This window comes from Streptomyces virginiae (assembly GCF_040638905.1).
Lineage (GTDB): Bacteria > Actinomycetota > Actinomycetes > Streptomycetales > Streptomycetaceae > Streptomyces > Streptomyces virginiae_B.
In genome coordinates, this window is record NZ_JBEZYV010000036.1 from 1 (window position 1) to 15,603 (window position 15,603).

The following is a 15,603-nucleotide window of genomic DNA, read 5'->3' on the forward strand; positions in this document are numbered from 1 at the left end:
CGCTCCAGTGGGCAGTGGCGCGAGATGCCTGCCGAGTTCGGCCCCTGGGCCACCGTCTACGGACGCTTCCGCGTGTGGCGGGACGCCGGTGTCTTCACGGCCCTGTTGGAAGGCTTGATCGCCCAGGGGGCCCAGGTGGGCAGAAGGGACTTGTCGCTGGTCAGCGTGGACTCCACCACGGTCCGCGCTCACCACGACGCCGCGGGGATGTGGGTCAGCAAGCACCTCATGAAGGCCCTGGAAGAAGCCGTGCAGGAGCAGGAGGCAGCCCTACAAAAGGGGGAGGCACGGAGGAACAGAACGGACAGGACGAACGCCGGCGCGTCCGGCGCAGATGCAGGCTCCGACTGAAGGAAGCCCTGCTCGGCAGGCCCCGGGGCGGGCTCACGAGCAAGATTCATCTCGCCGCGGACCGCCGGTGTCGGCCGCTCGCGCTGGTTTTGACCGCCGGGCAGGCCGGGGACAGCCCGCAGTTCATCCCCGTGCTCGCGAAGGTGAGAGTCCGCCTGCCGGTCGGCCGTCCCCGCACGACGCCCGGCGCGGTCGCCGCAGACAAGGCGTACTCGTCCCGCGGCAACCGCGCCTACCTGCGCAAACGCGGAATCAAGGCTGTCATCCCGGAGAAACGGGACCAGACCGCCAACCGCAAGAAGAAGGGCGCACGAGGCGGCCGACCCATCAGCCACGACGCCGACCTCTACAAGGAACGGAACACCGTCGAACGTCTGATCAACAAGCTGAAAGCCTGGCGAGGGATCGCTACCCGCTACGACAAAACCCCAGACAGCTACCTCGCCGGCCTCCACCTCCGCGCCGCAATGATCTGGATCGACGACCTCCTCAAAGCCGCCGACTGATCACGACATCACACAGGCCCTAGAGCGGCTCAGGGCTCGGAAGGCAGGGGCACATGCAGGGCGTAAGTGCGCACCTAAGAACGTCGGTGCCGGATACAGCAGAAGGGCCCAGATCTCTATGGGAGATCTGGGCCCTTCTGAGCAGTAGCGGGGACAGGATTTGAACCTGCGACCTCTGGGTTATGAGCCCAGCGAGCTACCGAGCTGCTCCACCCCGCGTCGATGCCTCCACCATACGGCACCTTTGGCCTGGGCTTCTCCGGATTTCCTGGCCAACCTGCTGTCGCAAGCGCTCGCAGCTTGCAGGGGCATTCGATCTCTGCCGCCTCCGGCGACATGGGAGAGTGCGGGCCGCCGCTGCCGGGGAGCGGCGGCCCGCACTGCTGTTTCCGAGGATGTCCTGACGACTGCGAGCTATGCGGTTCGCGTGGTGCCGCGGGCCTACCAGGTGGCCTTGCTATCAGTCTTGAGTCCCACGGAAGGCATCGGCGCGAGAGGTCAGATGAGGGAGGGCAGGATGCCGCGGGGCCAGTGCCCGAGCCAGAATGCGGCGGCTGAGGGCCGGTCCTGGGCCTCGGTTGAACCGTCGTGCAGCAGGCACTCGGTGGGAGCCACATAGCCTTCCGCCCGGGGCGAGGCGTATTCGGATGATGCGGATGGGGCGGCCGCTGGCGACGTAGTCGCGGTAGTCCTGGGTGTGCGGGTAGCGGTCGGCGTGGTAGTCGGGGTGGACGGCTCGGCAGACCGCTTGGGCGTCGATGGCACCGAGAATGATGTATCGCACTCCGGGGCCGAGGTTGAGGCAGAGCCTGCGGCGTCCGGTGTGCTTGTCGGCGTACGCGAGCTTGTCCCAGTTGTCGAGGTGCAGCCCGATCAGCCGGCCGTCCTCGTAGTTGTCGGTGGTGGTGGTCATGTCGCGCTTGGCCAGGGCTTGGCCCAGGTACACCGCGTCCGGATCGCCCAGGGGCCGCGTGATGTCCCCGAGCTCGCACCCTTCCTGGTACGCGGGCCGGACGACCTCAACGAGCGTGCTGTCCAAGGGTCTACGAGGGGCCGTGACACGATGGCTGCCGGTCTTGGGATCGCGTTCTCTTCGACCATCCCAAGACGCTAGCCCGACAGTGTCTGCCAAGGTGGCCGCGCCACAACCGCGCGACGAGTGCGAGTTCGTCGTCGGCGCGGTCGGGGTCGGGGTCGGGGTCGGCGAAGGAGACGCCGAGGGCGAGGGCGAGGCGGACCTGCATCATGGCCCGCTCGCCGGCGGCCTGGGCACCCTGTACGCGAGTTCTCCCTGACCGTCGGCGACACTGAGCGGACCAGCCCGCCCGCCAACTGCGGCGAGGCCGTCGGCGCCGACATCGTTCGGACTGCGCACCCTCGCCCGCGCCAGCCCCGATACCCTGGCCGGCGGCCGGGACAAGGCCCTGGTCCTGACCGGCTTCTGCTACGCCAGCCGCAGCCAGGACCCGGCCGGACTCCTCACTGGCGACGTCACCCTGCATCCCCGCGGCCTGTCGCAGTCCTCACCGGCAAGACCAAGCACAGCGGTCCGCAACGCCAAGATCGGTTACGCAGAGGACCCCGAGATCTGCCCAGTCCGCGCGTGGACCGCCTACCGCACCCGCCTGGTCGGCGAGCATGGACAGGAGTGGGCCAGCCCCTTCACCCCGCCTTCGTCGGTATCGACCAGTGGGGCCACATCACCGGAGGCATGGGCCCGGACTCCGTCACCCGGGCGATCAAACGGATCTCCGCCCGGGCCGGGGTGCCGATCGCCTGGACCGGGCACTCCCTGCGCATCGGCCTGGCTTCGGTCGCCCGCCGCAAGGGCCGCGACGGCATCGCCATAGCCGACCAGGCGGCTCGGCCCGCCACTCCCGCTCCATGCTCGGCTACACGAAGGGTGGTTGACAGCTCCCTGGATCGGCAGCGGGGTGGGGTGCATTGACGGAAGGTCTCGCGCGCCGGACAGCAGATTCAGGAAGTCACGCGAAATCCCCCTTGCTCAATGGTCAAGAGTCGTTGACCATTGCTCGCATGTCCACCGATGATCTTCCCGAGACGTTTCACGTCACTACTGACGAGCAGCTGCGCGCCGTCTCCAATCTCACGCGCCACCGGATCATGGCCGCGCTCCGCTTCGAGCCCGCGACGATTACGCAGATCGCCGAGCGCGTGGGCCTTGCGAAGGGGAGTTCCAGCTATCACGTACGGCTGCTGGAGCGGGCCGGCCTGGTGAAGGTGGTACGGACACGGAAGGTGCGGGGTGTCACCGAGCGGTACTACGCGATGGCCGCGCGGGCGATCGTGCTGCCGGATCCGGGCGAGGGAGGGCCGGATGTGCTGATGCGCCATGCGGTGGCGGACCTGGAGGCGTCGCCGGTGGATGGCGAGCGGCACGTACGGATGGCGCATCTGCGGCTCACCGAGGAGCAGTTCGCGCAGCTGGGGGCGCGGTTGCAGGCCCTGGCGGACGAGTACCGGGAGCTGTCCGATCCGTCGCTGCCGGACGCGTCACTCGTCTTCGCACTGTTCCACCCGGCACCGCGCGAGCAGGCCGAAGGGGACGCCAAGTGACTTCAGAAGTCCGGAAGTTGCCGACCGGGTTCGGACGGCTGTGGACTGCGCAGACGGTGTCCTCGCTCGGTGACGGGGTGTCGCACGCCGCGCTGCCGCTGCTCGCGTTGACGTTAACGCGGGATCCGATGGCGCTCGCCGTCGTCACCGCTGCCGGGACGCTGCCGTGGCTGCTCTTCGGGGTGCTCGGCGGTGCGCTGGTGGACCGCTGGGACCGCCGGCGCACGATGTGGGTCACGGACGCGGCGCGTGCGGTGCTGCTCGCGATACCGGCGGCAGCGGCCGCGCTCGACGTGCTGAGCATTCCGCTGCTCGCGGCCGTCGCCTTCGTGCTCGGCCTCGGCGGACTCTTCTTCGATACGGCCGCCACGGCCTATCTGCCGGATCTGCTCGGCCGCGACCCCGCACTCCTGGAGCGCGCCAACTCCCGCCTGCGCGGCGCCCAGACCGCCGCGTCCGGCTTCGCGGGGCCGCCTGCGGGCAGTGCGCTGCTCCTGCTCGGGCGGGCGGTTCCGCTGCTCGCCGACGCGGTGTCGTTCGCGCTCTCCGCACTGCTCGTACGTTCGCTGCCCGCCATGCCCAGGCCCGTGCCGGAGGTCCGCGAATCGCTGCTTCGGCAGGCGCGGGCCGGGGCCTCGTACCTCTTCCGGGACCGGTTGCTGCTCGGGCTCGCGCTCCGCCCAGCGGTCGGGAACGTCGCCTTCCTCGCTGTGGAAACCGTCCTCGCCCTCTTCGCGCACGACCGCCTCGGCATCGACACCTTCGGCTACGGCCTGCTCCTCACGGCGGAGGCCACCGGCGGCCTGCTCGGTGCGGGCATCGCCTCCTACCTCGGCCGACGACTCGGCACCGGCACCGCACTGACCTGCACAGCCGCAGTCGAAGGGCTTGCCATCCTGGGCCTTGCCGCCGCCCCGAACCCGTACGTGGCCGGGCTCGCGCTCGCCGTCTGCGGGGCCGGCATGGGCACCACGATGGTGCTCGGGCCCTCCCTCCGGCAGGCGATCGTCCCGGCCCACCTCATGGGCCGGGTCGCCTCCACCTCCCGCATGCTGGCCATGTGCGCCGCCCCATTCGGGGCCTTCCTCGGCGGCTGGCTGGCCACCACCCACGACATCCGCACCCCGCTCTACGCCGCCGCTGCCCTCCTCCTGGCGATGACAGCCGTCACGGCATCCATGACCAGCAACCGCCGAGTCGAAGGGGCGCTGCGTGCCGCCGCCCCGGCCGGCGGTCCAGATCACCTGGCATCCAAGGATCCCGCCCAGGAGTGTGCACCCGACTTGTTGTGACGCCTGCCGCGAAGGCGTCACAACAAGGCGGATGCCACGCCCGCGCGGGCCGCAACGAGTGGCCAGGTCACTCGGGTGTGCCGGCCGTCAATCCTCGTCGTCCTCCGCGACCACCGGGTCCCCGACGGGGCGCAGGCCCTGGCCCTGGCCGCTGGCTTTGATGTTGAACAGGTAGCGGCCCAGGAAGTTGATGTGCCGGTCCTTGAGCGGGGAGAGGTGGGCGACGTCTTCGTCCTTGATGTCGTGGCCCCCGGCACGGAGCCGGGCCACGGTGGCGTCCAGGTAGCGGGTGTTCCACAGGACCACGGCGTTGAGCACCAGGCCGAGAGCGGCGACCTGGTCTTCCTGGCCATCGCGGCACGCCTGTCGGATCTGCCCGCGGCGCCATGGCAGATCGCCCGGGCGAGTCGGTGGCGATTCCTGGCGTTCCTCGCCGGGCCGGAACACCAACTGAGCGGCCCGTTCGGAATCCCCACGTACGGCCAGTTGTGTTGTCACTCTTGGTTACGGCCCGGGCTCGACGTCTGACCCGATCGGTCACATGCGGATGAACGCGACCGGTTGTCGGGCCACGTCAGTGCCAGGCACAGGCGATCAGCTGTCCGCGGAGTGGGCGTCGGCAAGGGCCTCGCCGAAGAGCCGTCCGGCGAGTTCCACGCAGCGCATCCGGGCAGGAGAGAAGTCACAAGGCATCTTGGTGATCGCTGTGGCGGCACTCATCCCTGTGCCCTCCTCCCCTTTCAGGTCGGCGTCGTAGATTTCGAAGATCTTCTCCTCGGCCGCGTCGAGACCAGCTGCCTCGATGGCCTGATGCAGGGCCATTTGGTGAGCGCATCGCTGTACGGCGAGCTCTTCGACGCGCGGGTCGTCGGATTCGACGCCGTCGTCGAGGGCGGCCTCGGCCGCCTCAAGACGGTCCTCCTCGGCCCGCAGGTCGGGGTGGGTGGCCAGCACGATGAACGTGCCGGCCTGGATGGCGGCGCCCAGCGGCCCGAAGATCCGTTCTGTGACTAGCAGGGCGTCCAGATCGGAGGGGCGCAACGCGCCTGGGGGCAGGTGGCTGAGACGGTCCGTGACCAGTTCGGAGAGCAGCCCCAGCGGGCTGCCCACCGCCTGCAGGCGCTGGACAGCCGCGTGCCGACGTTTGATGGCGACCTCCTGCGCCGCCAAGGTTTCCTCCAGCCTGCTCAGGACCGACTCGATATCCAGGGCTTGGCCCAGGGCTTCGTCTCCAGCTTCGTCCCGGGCTTCGCCGAAGGCGGCCCGCATGTCGTCCAGGCTGATACCGGCATCAGCCATCTTGCGGATCCACAGCAGGCGGGTCATGTCGTCATAGCCGTAGCGGCGGCGGCCGTCCCCGCCGCGCTCGGGCTCCGGCAGCAGACCGATCTCGTGGTAGTGGCGGATGGCGCGTGGGGTGATCCCGGCGAACGCAGCGGCATCACCGATCTTGACCTGCCGGGGAGGCGTGAGGGAGGGGTACATCGCAGACAGGGCCTTTCGTGCTGTGGTGCCCCGACCCCACCACATGCCGCTACGGCATGTGCAACAACCACCCCATCCAGGTGCCACCGGAGCCAGGCCCTAGCTGTATTGATCACGAGCGTTGTTGACACTCGGCAGGTCTTGAACATGGCGAAGACCTCCGGTGTGGTGGGAGCTGTCTAGGAACTCACCGCACGGAGGTCTTCGTGTCCCACCGTAATGCCCGGCTGACCGTCTTCGGTAGGCACCTGCTGGTCGAACGGGTCTGCTCGGGCCGTCCGGTCGCCCACGTGGCCGCCGAGATGGGCGTATCGAGGGCCACCGCCCATCAGTGGATCCGCCGGTGGCGGGCCGAAGGCGAAGCCGGGCTGCACGACCGGTCCAGCCGGCCTCGCCGGACGCCGCACCGACTCCGGCCGATATCGAGGCCAGGGTGTGTGACCTGCGTCGGGCGCGGAAGCTGGGCCCCGCCCGGATCGGCCCGGTCCTGGGGCTGCCCGCCTCGACCGTCCACCGGATCCTGACCCGGCACGGTCTCAGCCGGCTGTCCTGGCTCGACCGTCCAACCGGCACCGTGATCCGACGCTACGAACGCGAGCGTCCGGGCGAGCTCGTTCACGTGGACGTGAAGAAACTCGGCCGGAGCCCCGACGGCGGCGGCCACCGCGTCCTGGGCCGCGAAGCAGGCCGGCCCGTCAGCGGCATGGGCTTCGACCAGTTCCACTCCGCGGTCGACGACCACTCCCGCTTCGCCTACAGCGAGATCCACCCGGACGAGAAAGTCGCGACCTGCGCGGGGCTTCCTCACCCGCGCCGCGGCCTTCATCCACAGCCAGCACATCACCCGCATCGAGCGGGTCCTGACGGACAACGCCTGGGCCTACCGCAAGGGCCTGGCCTGGAAGAACGTCTTGCACGAGCTCGGCGCCACCGGGAAACTCACCCGCGCCTACCGGCCCCAGACCAACGGCAAAGCCGAACGCTTCAACCGCACCCTCCTGGAGGAGTGGGCCTACCTGAAGCCCTACACCTCCAACCAGGAGTGGACCGAAGCCCGGGCAGACTTCCTCCACAGCTACAACCACCAGCGCTGCCACACCGCACTCGGCGGACACCCACCCATCAGCCGCGTCAACAACCCTGCGGGTCAATACAGCTGTGCAGGCTCTGCCACGCGGTTTCGCCCTGATGTTCTGTCGGCGCGGCCCCCTTTGAGGCGGGTGCCGGCGGCGGGTCGGTGCGGGCACCAGCGGCGTGCTGATGAGCCCGCACGATCGTGGAGTCGACCGAGACCTCCCAGTCGATCTCACCCGCCGCGTCGGCTGCGGCCTGGACCTGCTGGAGCAGACGCTCCCAGGTCCCGTCGGCCGACCACAGCCGATGGCGTTCGTAGACCGTCTTCCAAGGCACGAACCGTTCGGGCAGGTCACGCCACTGCACGCCGGTCCGCACCCGATGCGGAATCCCGTCGATCACCTGCCGGTGATCCCGCCATCGGCCACAACGCCTGTTGCTGACCGGCAGGAACGGCCGCAGCCGTTCCCACTCAGTGTCAGTCCCGCCCCGCGGCAGCCCGTGGTCCGCACCACCACCGGACCCACCCCCCGAGTTGCCACCGCCCCACCTGCCCCCGCTGCAGCCCGCGCACCATCAACCCGAGCGGCCCCCACCCCGGCTACCGGCCACGCCGCCGCACCCGCGGCAGCCAACACCCCTCGCCCGTGAGCACCGCGCACCGAGGCGGTCGCCGGGCCATCGCGAGGAGTCTCAGGTATCGAGGCGCGCCGGATGCTGCCCCGGTCAATGCGGGTCGCGCACCGGCGTGGTGGACCCCGATGTGGTGCTGCGTGGCCACCACCCGGACCACTTCCAGCTGGTCAACGGCACCTCGAGAACGGCCGACGAGCTGGTGAGGCGGATGCCGAGGACTGGCAGGCCGAGGCCGAGGCGTACGTCCGTGAACGGCGCACCGACCTGCTCCGTGGGCCGAGTGGGCCAGCGCCGCCGACTTCGCCTTGATTGCGCATCAATTTTGTGAAAGACCTCCAGCAGATTCGAGCCATTGTTGCCAATGCGCTGCGCTGACAGGGTTGTAATATGTCATCCAACCGATGACAAACATGATGTCGTCGATCTGCTGACTGCCTTAGGGAGGTGCCCGTGACCGCAGCCGTCCAGCCGTCCACGCCTCGCACCGACGCCCCCACCCCGGCGTCCCTTCTCGCCGCCGCGGCAGCCCTTGCCGCCATAGATGACGCGCTGCGGGGCGCCCAGCACGAGACCCCCAATGCCTCCACGCCCGGCCCTGCGCAGGCGCCGGCCTCCCTGATGCTGCTGCGGCAGGTACGCGAGCAGCTCGCCGGCTGGGAGACCGGCCTGATCGAAACCGCCCGCAACGTGGGCGCCAGCTGGGCCGACCTCGCCGGCCCTCTCGGCGTCGCCAGCCGCCAGGCCGCCGAACGCCGCTACCTGCGCGGCCGCCCCGGCGCCGTCGGCACCACCGGCGAGCGGCGCGTAATGGCCACCCGCCAGGCCCGGGTCGCCGAACGGGCCACCGCCACCTGGGCCCGACCAACGCCGCCGACCTGCGCAGCATCGCCGGGCAGATCACCGCACTCAGCCACCTCGCACCCGCAGCGCGCTCAGCCCAGGCCGCCCACCATGCCGCTCTCGGCACCACCGACGCCGCCGAGTTCATCGCCCCGGCCGGCATGCGCCCCTACCTCGATGCCCGCCACACCGACCTCATCGAACCTGGACACCGTCGAAGACCGGCGCACGACAACTGCAGCCGCTGACGATGACTGACTCCCCTCAGGCAGAGTCACCCCATGCGGGTACGGCCCGGCCCGCCCCGAACCACGCCGACAACGGGCAACGATCCGTCCCAGCCCGAGTACCAATCCGTTTATGACGTTCCCACAGAAAGAGACCCACATGGGCAGCAGTGTCGAGACGCTGGAATTCCAGGCCGAGACCCGCCAGTTGCTGCGGCTGGTGATTCACTCGATCTACTCGAACAAGGACATCTTCCTGCGCGAGCTGATCTCGAACGCCTCCGACGCCCTGGACAAGCTGCGGCTGGAATCGCTGACCGACTCCAGCCTCACCGAGACCGCCGACACCACCAATCTGCACATCTCGCTGGAAGTCGACAAAGACGCCCGCACGCTGACCGTCCGGGACAACGGGATCGGCATGACCCGGAACGATCTCGTCGAGCTGATCGGCACGATCGCCAAATCCGGCACCGCCACCCTGCTGAAGAAGATAAAGGAGACCAAGGACGCCGCCACCGCGGAGAGCCTGATCGGGCAGTTCGGGGTCGGCTTCTACTCGGCGTTCATGGTCGCCGACAAGGTCACCCTGCGCACCCGCCGGGCCGGCACCGACTCCGGCACCCAGTGGGAGTCCGACGGCGAGGGCACCTACGACATCCAGGCCGTCGACGGCCTGCCCGTGGGCACCTCGGTCATCCTGCACCTCAAGCCCGCCGACAGTGAGGACGGACTCGCCGACTACCTCTCCGAGCCGAAGATCCGTCAGATCGTCAAGCAGTACTCGGACTTCATTCGCTGGCCCATCCGGATGGCCACCGAACGCACCGACGCCGAGGGCGAAACCACCTCCGACCTCGACACGCTCAACTCGATGAAGGCTCTGTGGGCCCGGCCGCGCACCGAAGTGACCGAGGACGAGTACAACGAGTTCTACCAGCAGATCAGCCTCGACTGGCAGCCCCCGGCCGAGACGATCCACATGCGCGCCGAAGGCACCTTCGAGTACGAGGCGCTGCTGTTCATCCCCTCGCAGGCACCCTTCGACCTGTTCTCCCGCGAGACCAAGCGCGGCGTACAGCTGTATGTCAAGCGGGTGTTCATCATGGACGACTGCGAAGCGCTCATGCCTAACTACCTGCGCTTCGTCAAGGGTGTCGTGGACGCTCACGACCTGTCGCTGAACGTCTCCCGCGAGATCCTCCAGCACGACCGCCAGATCCGCGGCGTACGCCGGCGCCTGGTCAAGAAGGTCCTTGGTGCCATCAAGGATATGCAGTCCAAGGACGCCGAACGCTACGCGAAGGTATGGGAGCAGTTCGGTCGGCCGCTGAAGGAAGGCCTGGTCGAGGACACGGACAACACCGAGGCCCTGCTTGAGCTGGTGTCAGCCGCCTCCACCCACGACCCGGAGAAGACCACCACATTGCGCGAGTACGTCGAGCGCATGAAGGACGGCCAGGACACCATCTACTATCTGACCGGCGAAAGCCGCGCCCTGGTGGAGAACTCGCCCCACATGGAAGCCTTCGCTGCCAAGGGCTATGAGGTCCTCATCCTCACCGACCCCATCGACGAAGTGTGGGTCGACCAGGTTCCCGCCTTCGACGGCCACCCTCTGCAGTCCATCGCCAAGGGTCAGGTCGACCTCGACGAGTCCGCCGACGGCGAGAAGGAAACGGACGCCGACAAGGCCCAGCGCGAGCAGGATTTCGCCGCCCTGTTGCCCTGGCTGACCACTACCCTGTCCGACCACGTCAAGCAGGTCCGTCTGTCCTCACGCCTGACGACCTCGGCGGCGTGCATCGTCGGCGACGCCCACGACGTGACACCGACCTTGGAGAAGATGTACCGGGCGATGGGCCAGCAGATCCCCCCGGTCAAGCGGATCCTGGAACTCAACCCCACACACCCCCTGATCAACGCCCTGCGCACAGCACACGCCCAAAGCGCCGACGACCCCGCACTCGCGGAGAACGCCGAGCTGATCTACGGCAGCGCGCTGCTCGCCGAGGGGGGTGACCTGCCCGACCCGGCCCGCTTCACCCGGCTGCTCACCGACCGCCTGACCGGCACCCTGTAGCCACCGGTGCCCCCGGGCACAGACGAACCCACCTGCCCCGGGGGCGCCGGGGCAGGGCGGCTCGGCTTCACCCTCACAACGAAGTACGACCTGTCGTCCCGCTGCCGGGTTCGACCGGGCTTGGGCTGCGCGGTGAGCCGCGCGTGGCCGAGGTGGGACAGGTAGCATCCTGGCGTCGCTTCTTCCAGCACCCTGAGGCGCGGGCCGGCTGGGAGTGGGCCCGGGGAGTGCTGCCCGGAAGCCCACCTGGCTGTCGGCGGTGTAAATGACAGAGCCCGGCCGGGGTGACTACGGGCGCCTGGCCGGGCTCTGCGTGCGTGGAGTACCGCTTGTGTTCAGAAGTCGTCGTCGCGTCCGCCTCGAAGCGGATCTTCCTCGCGGCCCTTGCCCGGCTGTCGGCGCTTGTCCTGCTTGACCGCCCACGACGGCAACTCCTTGATGCGTGGGGTGTTCTTCCTCCAATACACGCTCTCACAGAACGTCACTACTCGCACTCCGTCGGTCACCGACCGTGGCGGGCGGGTGGTGGCTCCGCCCGGTGCGGATGTGTCGGGATGGGGCGTGCCGGCGCGGTGCTCAGGATGGGCGCACACTGCCACGCCCCGAACCGTCAGCAGCCGATCCCCATCGTGGCCGGTGTCCCAAACGCCGATCTACGACGCCGTCGAGCGGCAATGGCTCGCCCCGGGCCGGGAAGTGCCCCGCCGTCAGGGTCTGCCAACTAGGGCCTGTATCGGGTCGTGATCAATCGGCGGGAGTCGATGCCGCCCCGAGTCCGGTCGCCTGCCAGGGAGACCCAGGGTGCGACCTGCGAAGATGGCGCCATGCTGCAGGTTTGTCTCAACGGTGCTCGAAGCCGTGCCGAATGTTCCCAATTACCGGTGACCGCCGATGAGCTGGCGGTGGCGGCCCGTGAGGCTGTCGCGGCCGGCGCCGAGGATGTCCATCTGCACCCCAAGGACCGCGCCGGTCACGACACGCTGGAAGCCACCGCCGTCGCCGCCGCTGTGAGCGCGGTGCGGGCTGCTGTCCCAGGCATCCCGATTGGGGTCACCACCGGTGCATGGGCCACGGCCGACCCTTACGCCCGTGCCGCGCAGGTTCGGGCCTGGACCGTGCTACCTGACCACGCCTCCGTAAACTGGCACGAGGACGGTGCCACCGGTGTTGCTGCGGCCTTGCTGGACCGGGGGATCGGCATCGAAGCCGGCATCTACTCTGGTACCCCTGCAGCACAACGGTTTCTGGACTGGCCCGGATCCCGCCGAGTCCTGCGCGTCTTGGTGGAGATCACCGAGGCCACCCCGCATGACGCGCTCCATGCCGCAGTCGGCCTGCTGGATGAACTTGAATCGGTTGCCGCGCCGATTCTCATGCACGGTGAGGACACCGCCGCGTGGCCCATCCTGCAACTTGCGGCCTCCCGCCGTCTGGATGCCCGTATCGGCTTGGAAGACGTGCTCCACCTCCCCGACGGGACGCCCGCCGCAGGCAACGCCGCCCTCATCCGCGCAGCACGCCAGATCGTCCAGGACACACACCGCCGGGCACGCCGTAGTGAGTCGTGATCACGTGCTCCGCGTGAGGTCCTTGATCCTGATCATGGAGGCGCCGAGGTGGAGTCCGGCGAGGTGGCTCTCCGGGGTTTCGTCATAGCGTGTGGCGATGCCGCACCAGCTTTCAGCTCGTTGATCAGCTGCTCGACGGTGTTCCTCTCTTTGTGGAGGTCGGCGTCGTGACCGACCGGGCGGCCGCCTCTGGAGCCTTCCTCTTCCACATGTGAATGGGCATCCCACCGAGCTGCCGCAGCAGTGACGAGTTGCTGCCGTCGGGTGGCCGGCCAGGCGCGCGTCGGTATCAGGAGCAGCTTCGCGCTCAGCGCCGGCGAAGGGATCAGCCAGTGGCGGACAGCCTGTGCCACCAATGACCGCACCCGTCGGAGCAGAAGCGCTCGCGCCGTCGTCCGTCGGCGATCGCGAGGACCGCGACCAGCAGTCGGAACGCCTTGCGGCGTTCGTCGAGGGGCCTGAGAGAGGCGATCCTTCCCAATTGGTGCTCAAGCCCGGCGCGGGTAATCAACACCGCGGGTGTGTGCGTCGAGCGCAGCCCGGCACGGCGGACGCTCTCCGGTCCATCCTCATGCGTGGCGCGCGCCTGGACACAGTGATGGCGTAGGCACAGCAATGCCTCGGACTGGTCCCCCGGGCCAAGCGCATCGAACCATTCGAGGCCCTGTGACATCGGGCGCAACCCCTGCGCGAGTTCGTTGAGCATGACGTCGCGTTCGGTCACGGCTGCCTCCCTTCGGACAAGCGTCGCTTCGTCGCGGAATCGAGTCATGGGAACCAGGCAACACGTCGCACATCGTCCGCTCCGTGCACTGCGCTGAGTGTTCGCATCACGCTTAAAACTGGTCCCCAGTGGGTTTCGTCTTCTACAACCGATTCTCGGCTCCGCGTGCCCGAGCTATCTATCACGTTCGGGACATCGTTCGAGGTCGGCCAGAAGGGCCACGCCGAGGCGGGGGCTGAACTCGCTTTTCAGCCCGCCCGCCGCGGCGTTCAATTACTCCAATTTCAAGGGATCTCAGGCAACCCTAGGCCAGCCGTTCAGACGAGCTGGTAGTCGAACCAGATGCGATGCGTGCCATCAGCGTCGACGGCCATCCCGCCGGCTCCGGAGATTCCAGCCAGTTCACCGGTGCCGCTTGAGGGGACGATGGTGAAGAACTCCGCGGTCCGGTCGCTGCCGAACGTTGTTGCCGAGTGCACGAAGTTGAAGGAACCCTCGCGGCCGTGCAGCGAACCCTCGAACGACTCCATGGCCACATAGGTGCCGACACCGGTCATCTGGTCGAACGCGGCAGTGAAGAGGGTCGCCGAGCGCCCGGCGGCCTCTCCCTCGAAGTGCTTCTCCATCGTCGCGACGCCCACCGGCAGCCCAGTGGACACATCCGGCTCGGGCTTCAACTCAGTCGGGACGAACGCTTTGACGGTGAATGTTCCAGCAGCTCTCATGTACCGACCGTACCGGGGCGGTCTGACAACCGCGGCTGGAAGAGAGCCGTCCGGCCTCCAGAGGGTCGTTGGGGGGCCGCGGGCGTTGTTCGACCGGGCGGGGTGCGGCTGGTGGACAACCGCGTGCTGCTGCCGTGATCCTCCGAAGCGGTCGTACCCAGGGGTGCGCTGGACACATGCCGGTGTCCAAAACGAAGGTTTTTTGAAGGTTGGCAGCTCGGTGATCAAGAAATCGCTTCCACCCCGCTCCACCGCGTAGGTGCCGTCCGACAGGAAACCGTCGGTGAGCTCGAACTACTCAGCCCCGTACGGCCCGTCCAGTTGGCGACAGTCCCCGCGGGCCGGCTGCTGGGCAGGTGGACGGGCTGACCGTCAGCAGCCCGCGCGCCGATCACGGCCGCCGTGAAGCAGTAGCAATCGCTCTACAGGACCGTGCCGCCCTCTGGAGCGTGTGGGGGAGATCACTGCGAGTGAGGTAGTCGATTGAGCCCCGCGGGTTCGGGGAAACCGAAGCCCATTCAGCGGGAACTCGCGGGTCGGTCCGTGTGTATCAGCTGGGTGGATCCGTGGGTTCGGCGGGAACTGTGGGGGTGGGCCGCGAGGCGGCGGGCCTCCGCCATGACCTCGGCATCGACCTGAGCTGTTGCTCCGTCGCCGTCTTCGAGCATGCCGTACTCGTCATCGAGCTCGGCGAGCCGCTCAGCCAGGGGCAGCTCGTGCCCGTAGCGCCGGTGAATCCGGAACGTGAGCTCCCAAGGTTTCAACTCGCCGGCGAGCATGCGCCGTGCGAGCGCTCGCACGGCAGCTTCTTGTCCAGCCTCACCTCCGACCGGATGGAGGGTGAGGCCGAGTTCGGCGAGTGCCGGGGGAAGCAGGTCGTGGACGTCGTAGTCCGCCTCTGCGCGCGTGCAGGCGGCAAGGATCCGAAGGTTGGGGGTGTCGAGTCCGGCGACGAGCGCGTCGCAGGCGGAATCGATCATCTCGCTCGCGCTGATCTCCCCCACACCCCACAGGGCGGCATGGTCCTGTAGAGCGATTGCTACTGCTTCGGTCGACGTCACTCGCTCATGATTCCCTTCACGGTGCGTCCCGGTCGAGCACATTTCAGCGAAGGTGCTGTTCAGCGGCCTGTTCCAGCAGGACTCGTCCGCGCGGCACCTCCAGGGGCTCCTTGACCCGGGCCCGGTGAACTGGGCCCGCGTTCCTTCCGGGCATGCGCGACCGAGGTGGCTCCCCTGCTGGGCATCGAAGACGTCGCACATGGCCACGGAGCCGAACGACCGGCGTGCCCGCCACCTCGCCCATGCCGTGCGCAAGCCCTTGCTCGACCCCGCACGTTTGCCCGAGGAGCTGTTCGCCCCGCTGATGGATGCAGCCGTACACGACCCAGATCCCAGTTTCTGCCGCTGCTTCGTCGAGCCGGCGGTCACGCGTTCGGGCGCCGCCGCGTGATGGCAGCATTGGTCGACTACCAGAGTCGGGACAGTGCCTCAGGAACTCGGCCAAGGCCTCCTC

At 68.4% G+C, this 15,603-nt stretch carries 13 protein-coding genes, 1 tRNA gene and 6 pseudogenes; 10 read left to right on the plus strand and 10 right to left on the minus strand.

Annotation, left to right across the window (positions count from 1 at the left end):
- A pseudogene (locus AB0F82_RS32010) lies at positions 1-857 on the plus strand (IS5 family transposase); the annotation flags it as partial.
- A gap of 145 nt (positions 858-1,002) precedes the next feature.
- Here the strand turns inward: AB0F82_RS32010 and AB0F82_RS32015 are convergent.
- Positions 1,003-1,076, minus strand: a tRNA-Met gene (locus AB0F82_RS32015).
- A 241-nt stretch (positions 1,077-1,317) separates the two neighbouring features.
- A complete protein-coding gene (locus AB0F82_RS32020) occupies positions 1,318-1,896 on the minus strand; it encodes a hypothetical protein (RefSeq protein ID WP_362633808.1) in 579 nt (192 codons plus the stop codon).
- A 94-nt stretch (positions 1,897-1,990) separates the two neighbouring features.
- Between AB0F82_RS32020 and AB0F82_RS32025 the strand changes: the two genes are divergently transcribed.
- From AB0F82_RS32025 to AB0F82_RS32040, 4 genes are all read left to right on the plus strand, one after another.
- Complete coding sequence (locus tag AB0F82_RS32025) at positions 1,991-2,152, plus strand: hypothetical protein (RefSeq protein ID WP_362633811.1); 162 nt, start codon at positions 1,991-1,993, stop codon at positions 2,150-2,152.
- A 353-nt stretch (positions 2,153-2,505) separates the two neighbouring features.
- Entirely contained in the window at positions 2,506-2,805 is a 300-nt protein-coding gene (locus tag AB0F82_RS32030; protein WP_362633814.1) for a hypothetical protein, read from the plus strand.
- Positions 2,806-2,894: 89 nt separating this feature from the next.
- Positions 2,895-3,434, plus strand: a complete 540-nt coding sequence (locus AB0F82_RS32035; protein WP_362633817.1) for an ArsR/SmtB family transcription factor — start codon at positions 2,895-2,897, stop codon at positions 3,432-3,434.
- Positions 3,431-4,726 carry an MFS transporter gene (locus tag AB0F82_RS32040; protein ID WP_362633820.1) on the plus strand — a complete coding sequence of 432 codons (1,296 nt, stop codon included), beginning with the start codon at positions 3,431-3,433 and terminating at the stop codon, positions 4,724-4,726. The genes AB0F82_RS32035 and AB0F82_RS32040 overlap by 4 nt, the downstream gene beginning before the upstream one ends.
- An 87-nt stretch (positions 4,727-4,813) precedes the next feature.
- On the opposite strand, the pseudogene AB0F82_RS32045 reads toward AB0F82_RS32040, so the two are convergent.
- Together AB0F82_RS32045 and AB0F82_RS32050 are read right to left on the minus strand one after the other, a co-directional pair.
- Positions 4,814-5,145 (minus strand): annotated as a pseudogene (locus tag AB0F82_RS32045) (Tn3 family transposase); the annotation flags it as partial.
- Positions 5,146-5,320: 175 nt separating this feature from the next.
- Positions 5,321-6,211 (minus strand): MerR family transcriptional regulator, encoded by an 891-nt coding sequence (locus tag AB0F82_RS32050; RefSeq protein WP_362633823.1) that lies wholly within the window; start codon positions 6,209-6,211, stop codon positions 5,321-5,323.
- Positions 6,212-6,417: 206 nt separating this feature from the next.
- Between AB0F82_RS32050 and AB0F82_RS32055 the strand changes: the two are divergent.
- Positions 6,418-7,368, plus strand: a pseudogene (locus tag AB0F82_RS32055) (IS481 family transposase); the annotation flags it as partial.
- A gap of 28 nt (positions 7,369-7,396) precedes the next feature.
- On the opposite strand, the pseudogene AB0F82_RS32060 reads toward AB0F82_RS32055, so the two are convergent.
- A pseudogene (locus tag AB0F82_RS32060) lies at positions 7,397-7,783 on the minus strand (IS5 family transposase); the annotation flags it as partial.
- A gap of 588 nt (positions 7,784-8,371) precedes the next feature.
- Between AB0F82_RS32060 and AB0F82_RS32065 the strand changes: the two are divergent.
- Together AB0F82_RS32065 and htpG are read left to right on the plus strand one after the other, a co-directional pair.
- A pseudogene (locus AB0F82_RS32065) lies at positions 8,372-9,009 on the plus strand (type III effector protein).
- A 139-nt stretch (positions 9,010-9,148) separates the two neighbouring features.
- On the plus strand, positions 9,149-11,071 hold the full coding sequence (gene htpG, locus AB0F82_RS32070) for a molecular chaperone HtpG (RefSeq protein ID WP_362633826.1): 1,923 nt from the start codon (positions 9,149-9,151) through the stop codon (positions 11,069-11,071).
- Between the two features lie 335 nt (positions 11,072-11,406).
- On the opposite strand, the gene AB0F82_RS32075 is transcribed toward htpG, so the two are convergent.
- Positions 11,407-11,556: a hypothetical protein gene (locus AB0F82_RS32075; protein ID WP_362633829.1), complete on the minus strand. Its 150-nt coding sequence runs from the start codon at positions 11,554-11,556 to the stop codon at positions 11,407-11,409.
- Between the two features lie 339 nt (positions 11,557-11,895).
- On the opposite strand from AB0F82_RS32075, the gene AB0F82_RS32080 reads away from it, so the two are divergent.
- The gene (locus tag AB0F82_RS32080; RefSeq protein WP_362633832.1) at positions 11,896-12,639 is read left to right on the plus strand and encodes a 3-keto-5-aminohexanoate cleavage protein; all 744 of its coding nucleotides are present in this window, start codon (positions 11,896-11,898) and stop codon (positions 12,637-12,639) included.
- Here the strand turns inward: AB0F82_RS32080 and AB0F82_RS32085 are convergent.
- The 4 genes and pseudogenes from AB0F82_RS32085 to AB0F82_RS32100 all read right to left on the minus strand — a co-directional run.
- Positions 12,640-12,836: pseudogene (locus AB0F82_RS32085) on the minus strand (hypothetical protein); the annotation flags it as partial.
- 128 nt (positions 12,837-12,964) lie between these two features.
- Positions 12,965-13,363: a DUF5958 family protein gene (locus AB0F82_RS32090; RefSeq protein WP_362633835.1), complete on the minus strand. Its 399-nt coding sequence runs from the start codon at positions 13,361-13,363 to the stop codon at positions 12,965-12,967.
- Between the two features lie 317 nt (positions 13,364-13,680).
- Entirely contained in the window at positions 13,681-14,088 is a 408-nt protein-coding gene (locus tag AB0F82_RS32095; protein ID WP_362633838.1) for a DUF3224 domain-containing protein, read from the minus strand.
- 518 nt (positions 14,089-14,606) lie between these two features.
- Positions 14,607-15,149: a hypothetical protein gene (locus AB0F82_RS32100; RefSeq protein WP_362633841.1), complete on the minus strand. Its 543-nt coding sequence runs from the start codon at positions 15,147-15,149 to the stop codon at positions 14,607-14,609.
- Positions 15,150-15,348: 199 nt separating this feature from the next.
- Between AB0F82_RS32100 and AB0F82_RS32105 the strand changes: the two genes are divergently transcribed.
- The gene (locus tag AB0F82_RS32105) at positions 15,349-15,540 is read left to right on the plus strand and encodes a hypothetical protein (protein WP_362633844.1); all 192 of its coding nucleotides are present in this window, start codon (positions 15,349-15,351) and stop codon (positions 15,538-15,540) included.
- Positions 15,541-15,603: the final 63 nt, after the last annotated feature.

Excerpts from the sequence above, each read along its gene's own strand:
- AB0F82_RS32035 (WP_362633817.1), top strand. The coding sequence starts at position 2,895 with ATGTCCACCGATGATCTTCCCGAGACGTTTCACGTCACTACTGACGAG.
- AB0F82_RS32050 (WP_362633823.1), bottom strand. The coding sequence starts at position 6,211 with ATGTACCCCTCCCTCACGCCTCCCCGGCAGGTCAAGATCGGTGATGCC.
- htpG (WP_362633826.1), top strand. The coding sequence starts at position 9,149 with ATGGGCAGCAGTGTCGAGACGCTGGAATTCCAGGCCGAGACCCGCCAG.
- AB0F82_RS32080 (WP_362633832.1), top strand. The coding sequence starts at position 11,896 with ATGCTGCAGGTTTGTCTCAACGGTGCTCGAAGCCGTGCCGAATGTTCC.
- AB0F82_RS32095 (WP_362633838.1), bottom strand. The coding sequence starts at position 14,088 with ATGAGAGCTGCTGGAACATTCACCGTCAAAGCGTTCGTCCCGACTGAG.
- AB0F82_RS32105 (WP_362633844.1), top strand. The coding sequence starts at position 15,349 with ATGGCCACGGAGCCGAACGACCGGCGTGCCCGCCACCTCGCCCATGCC.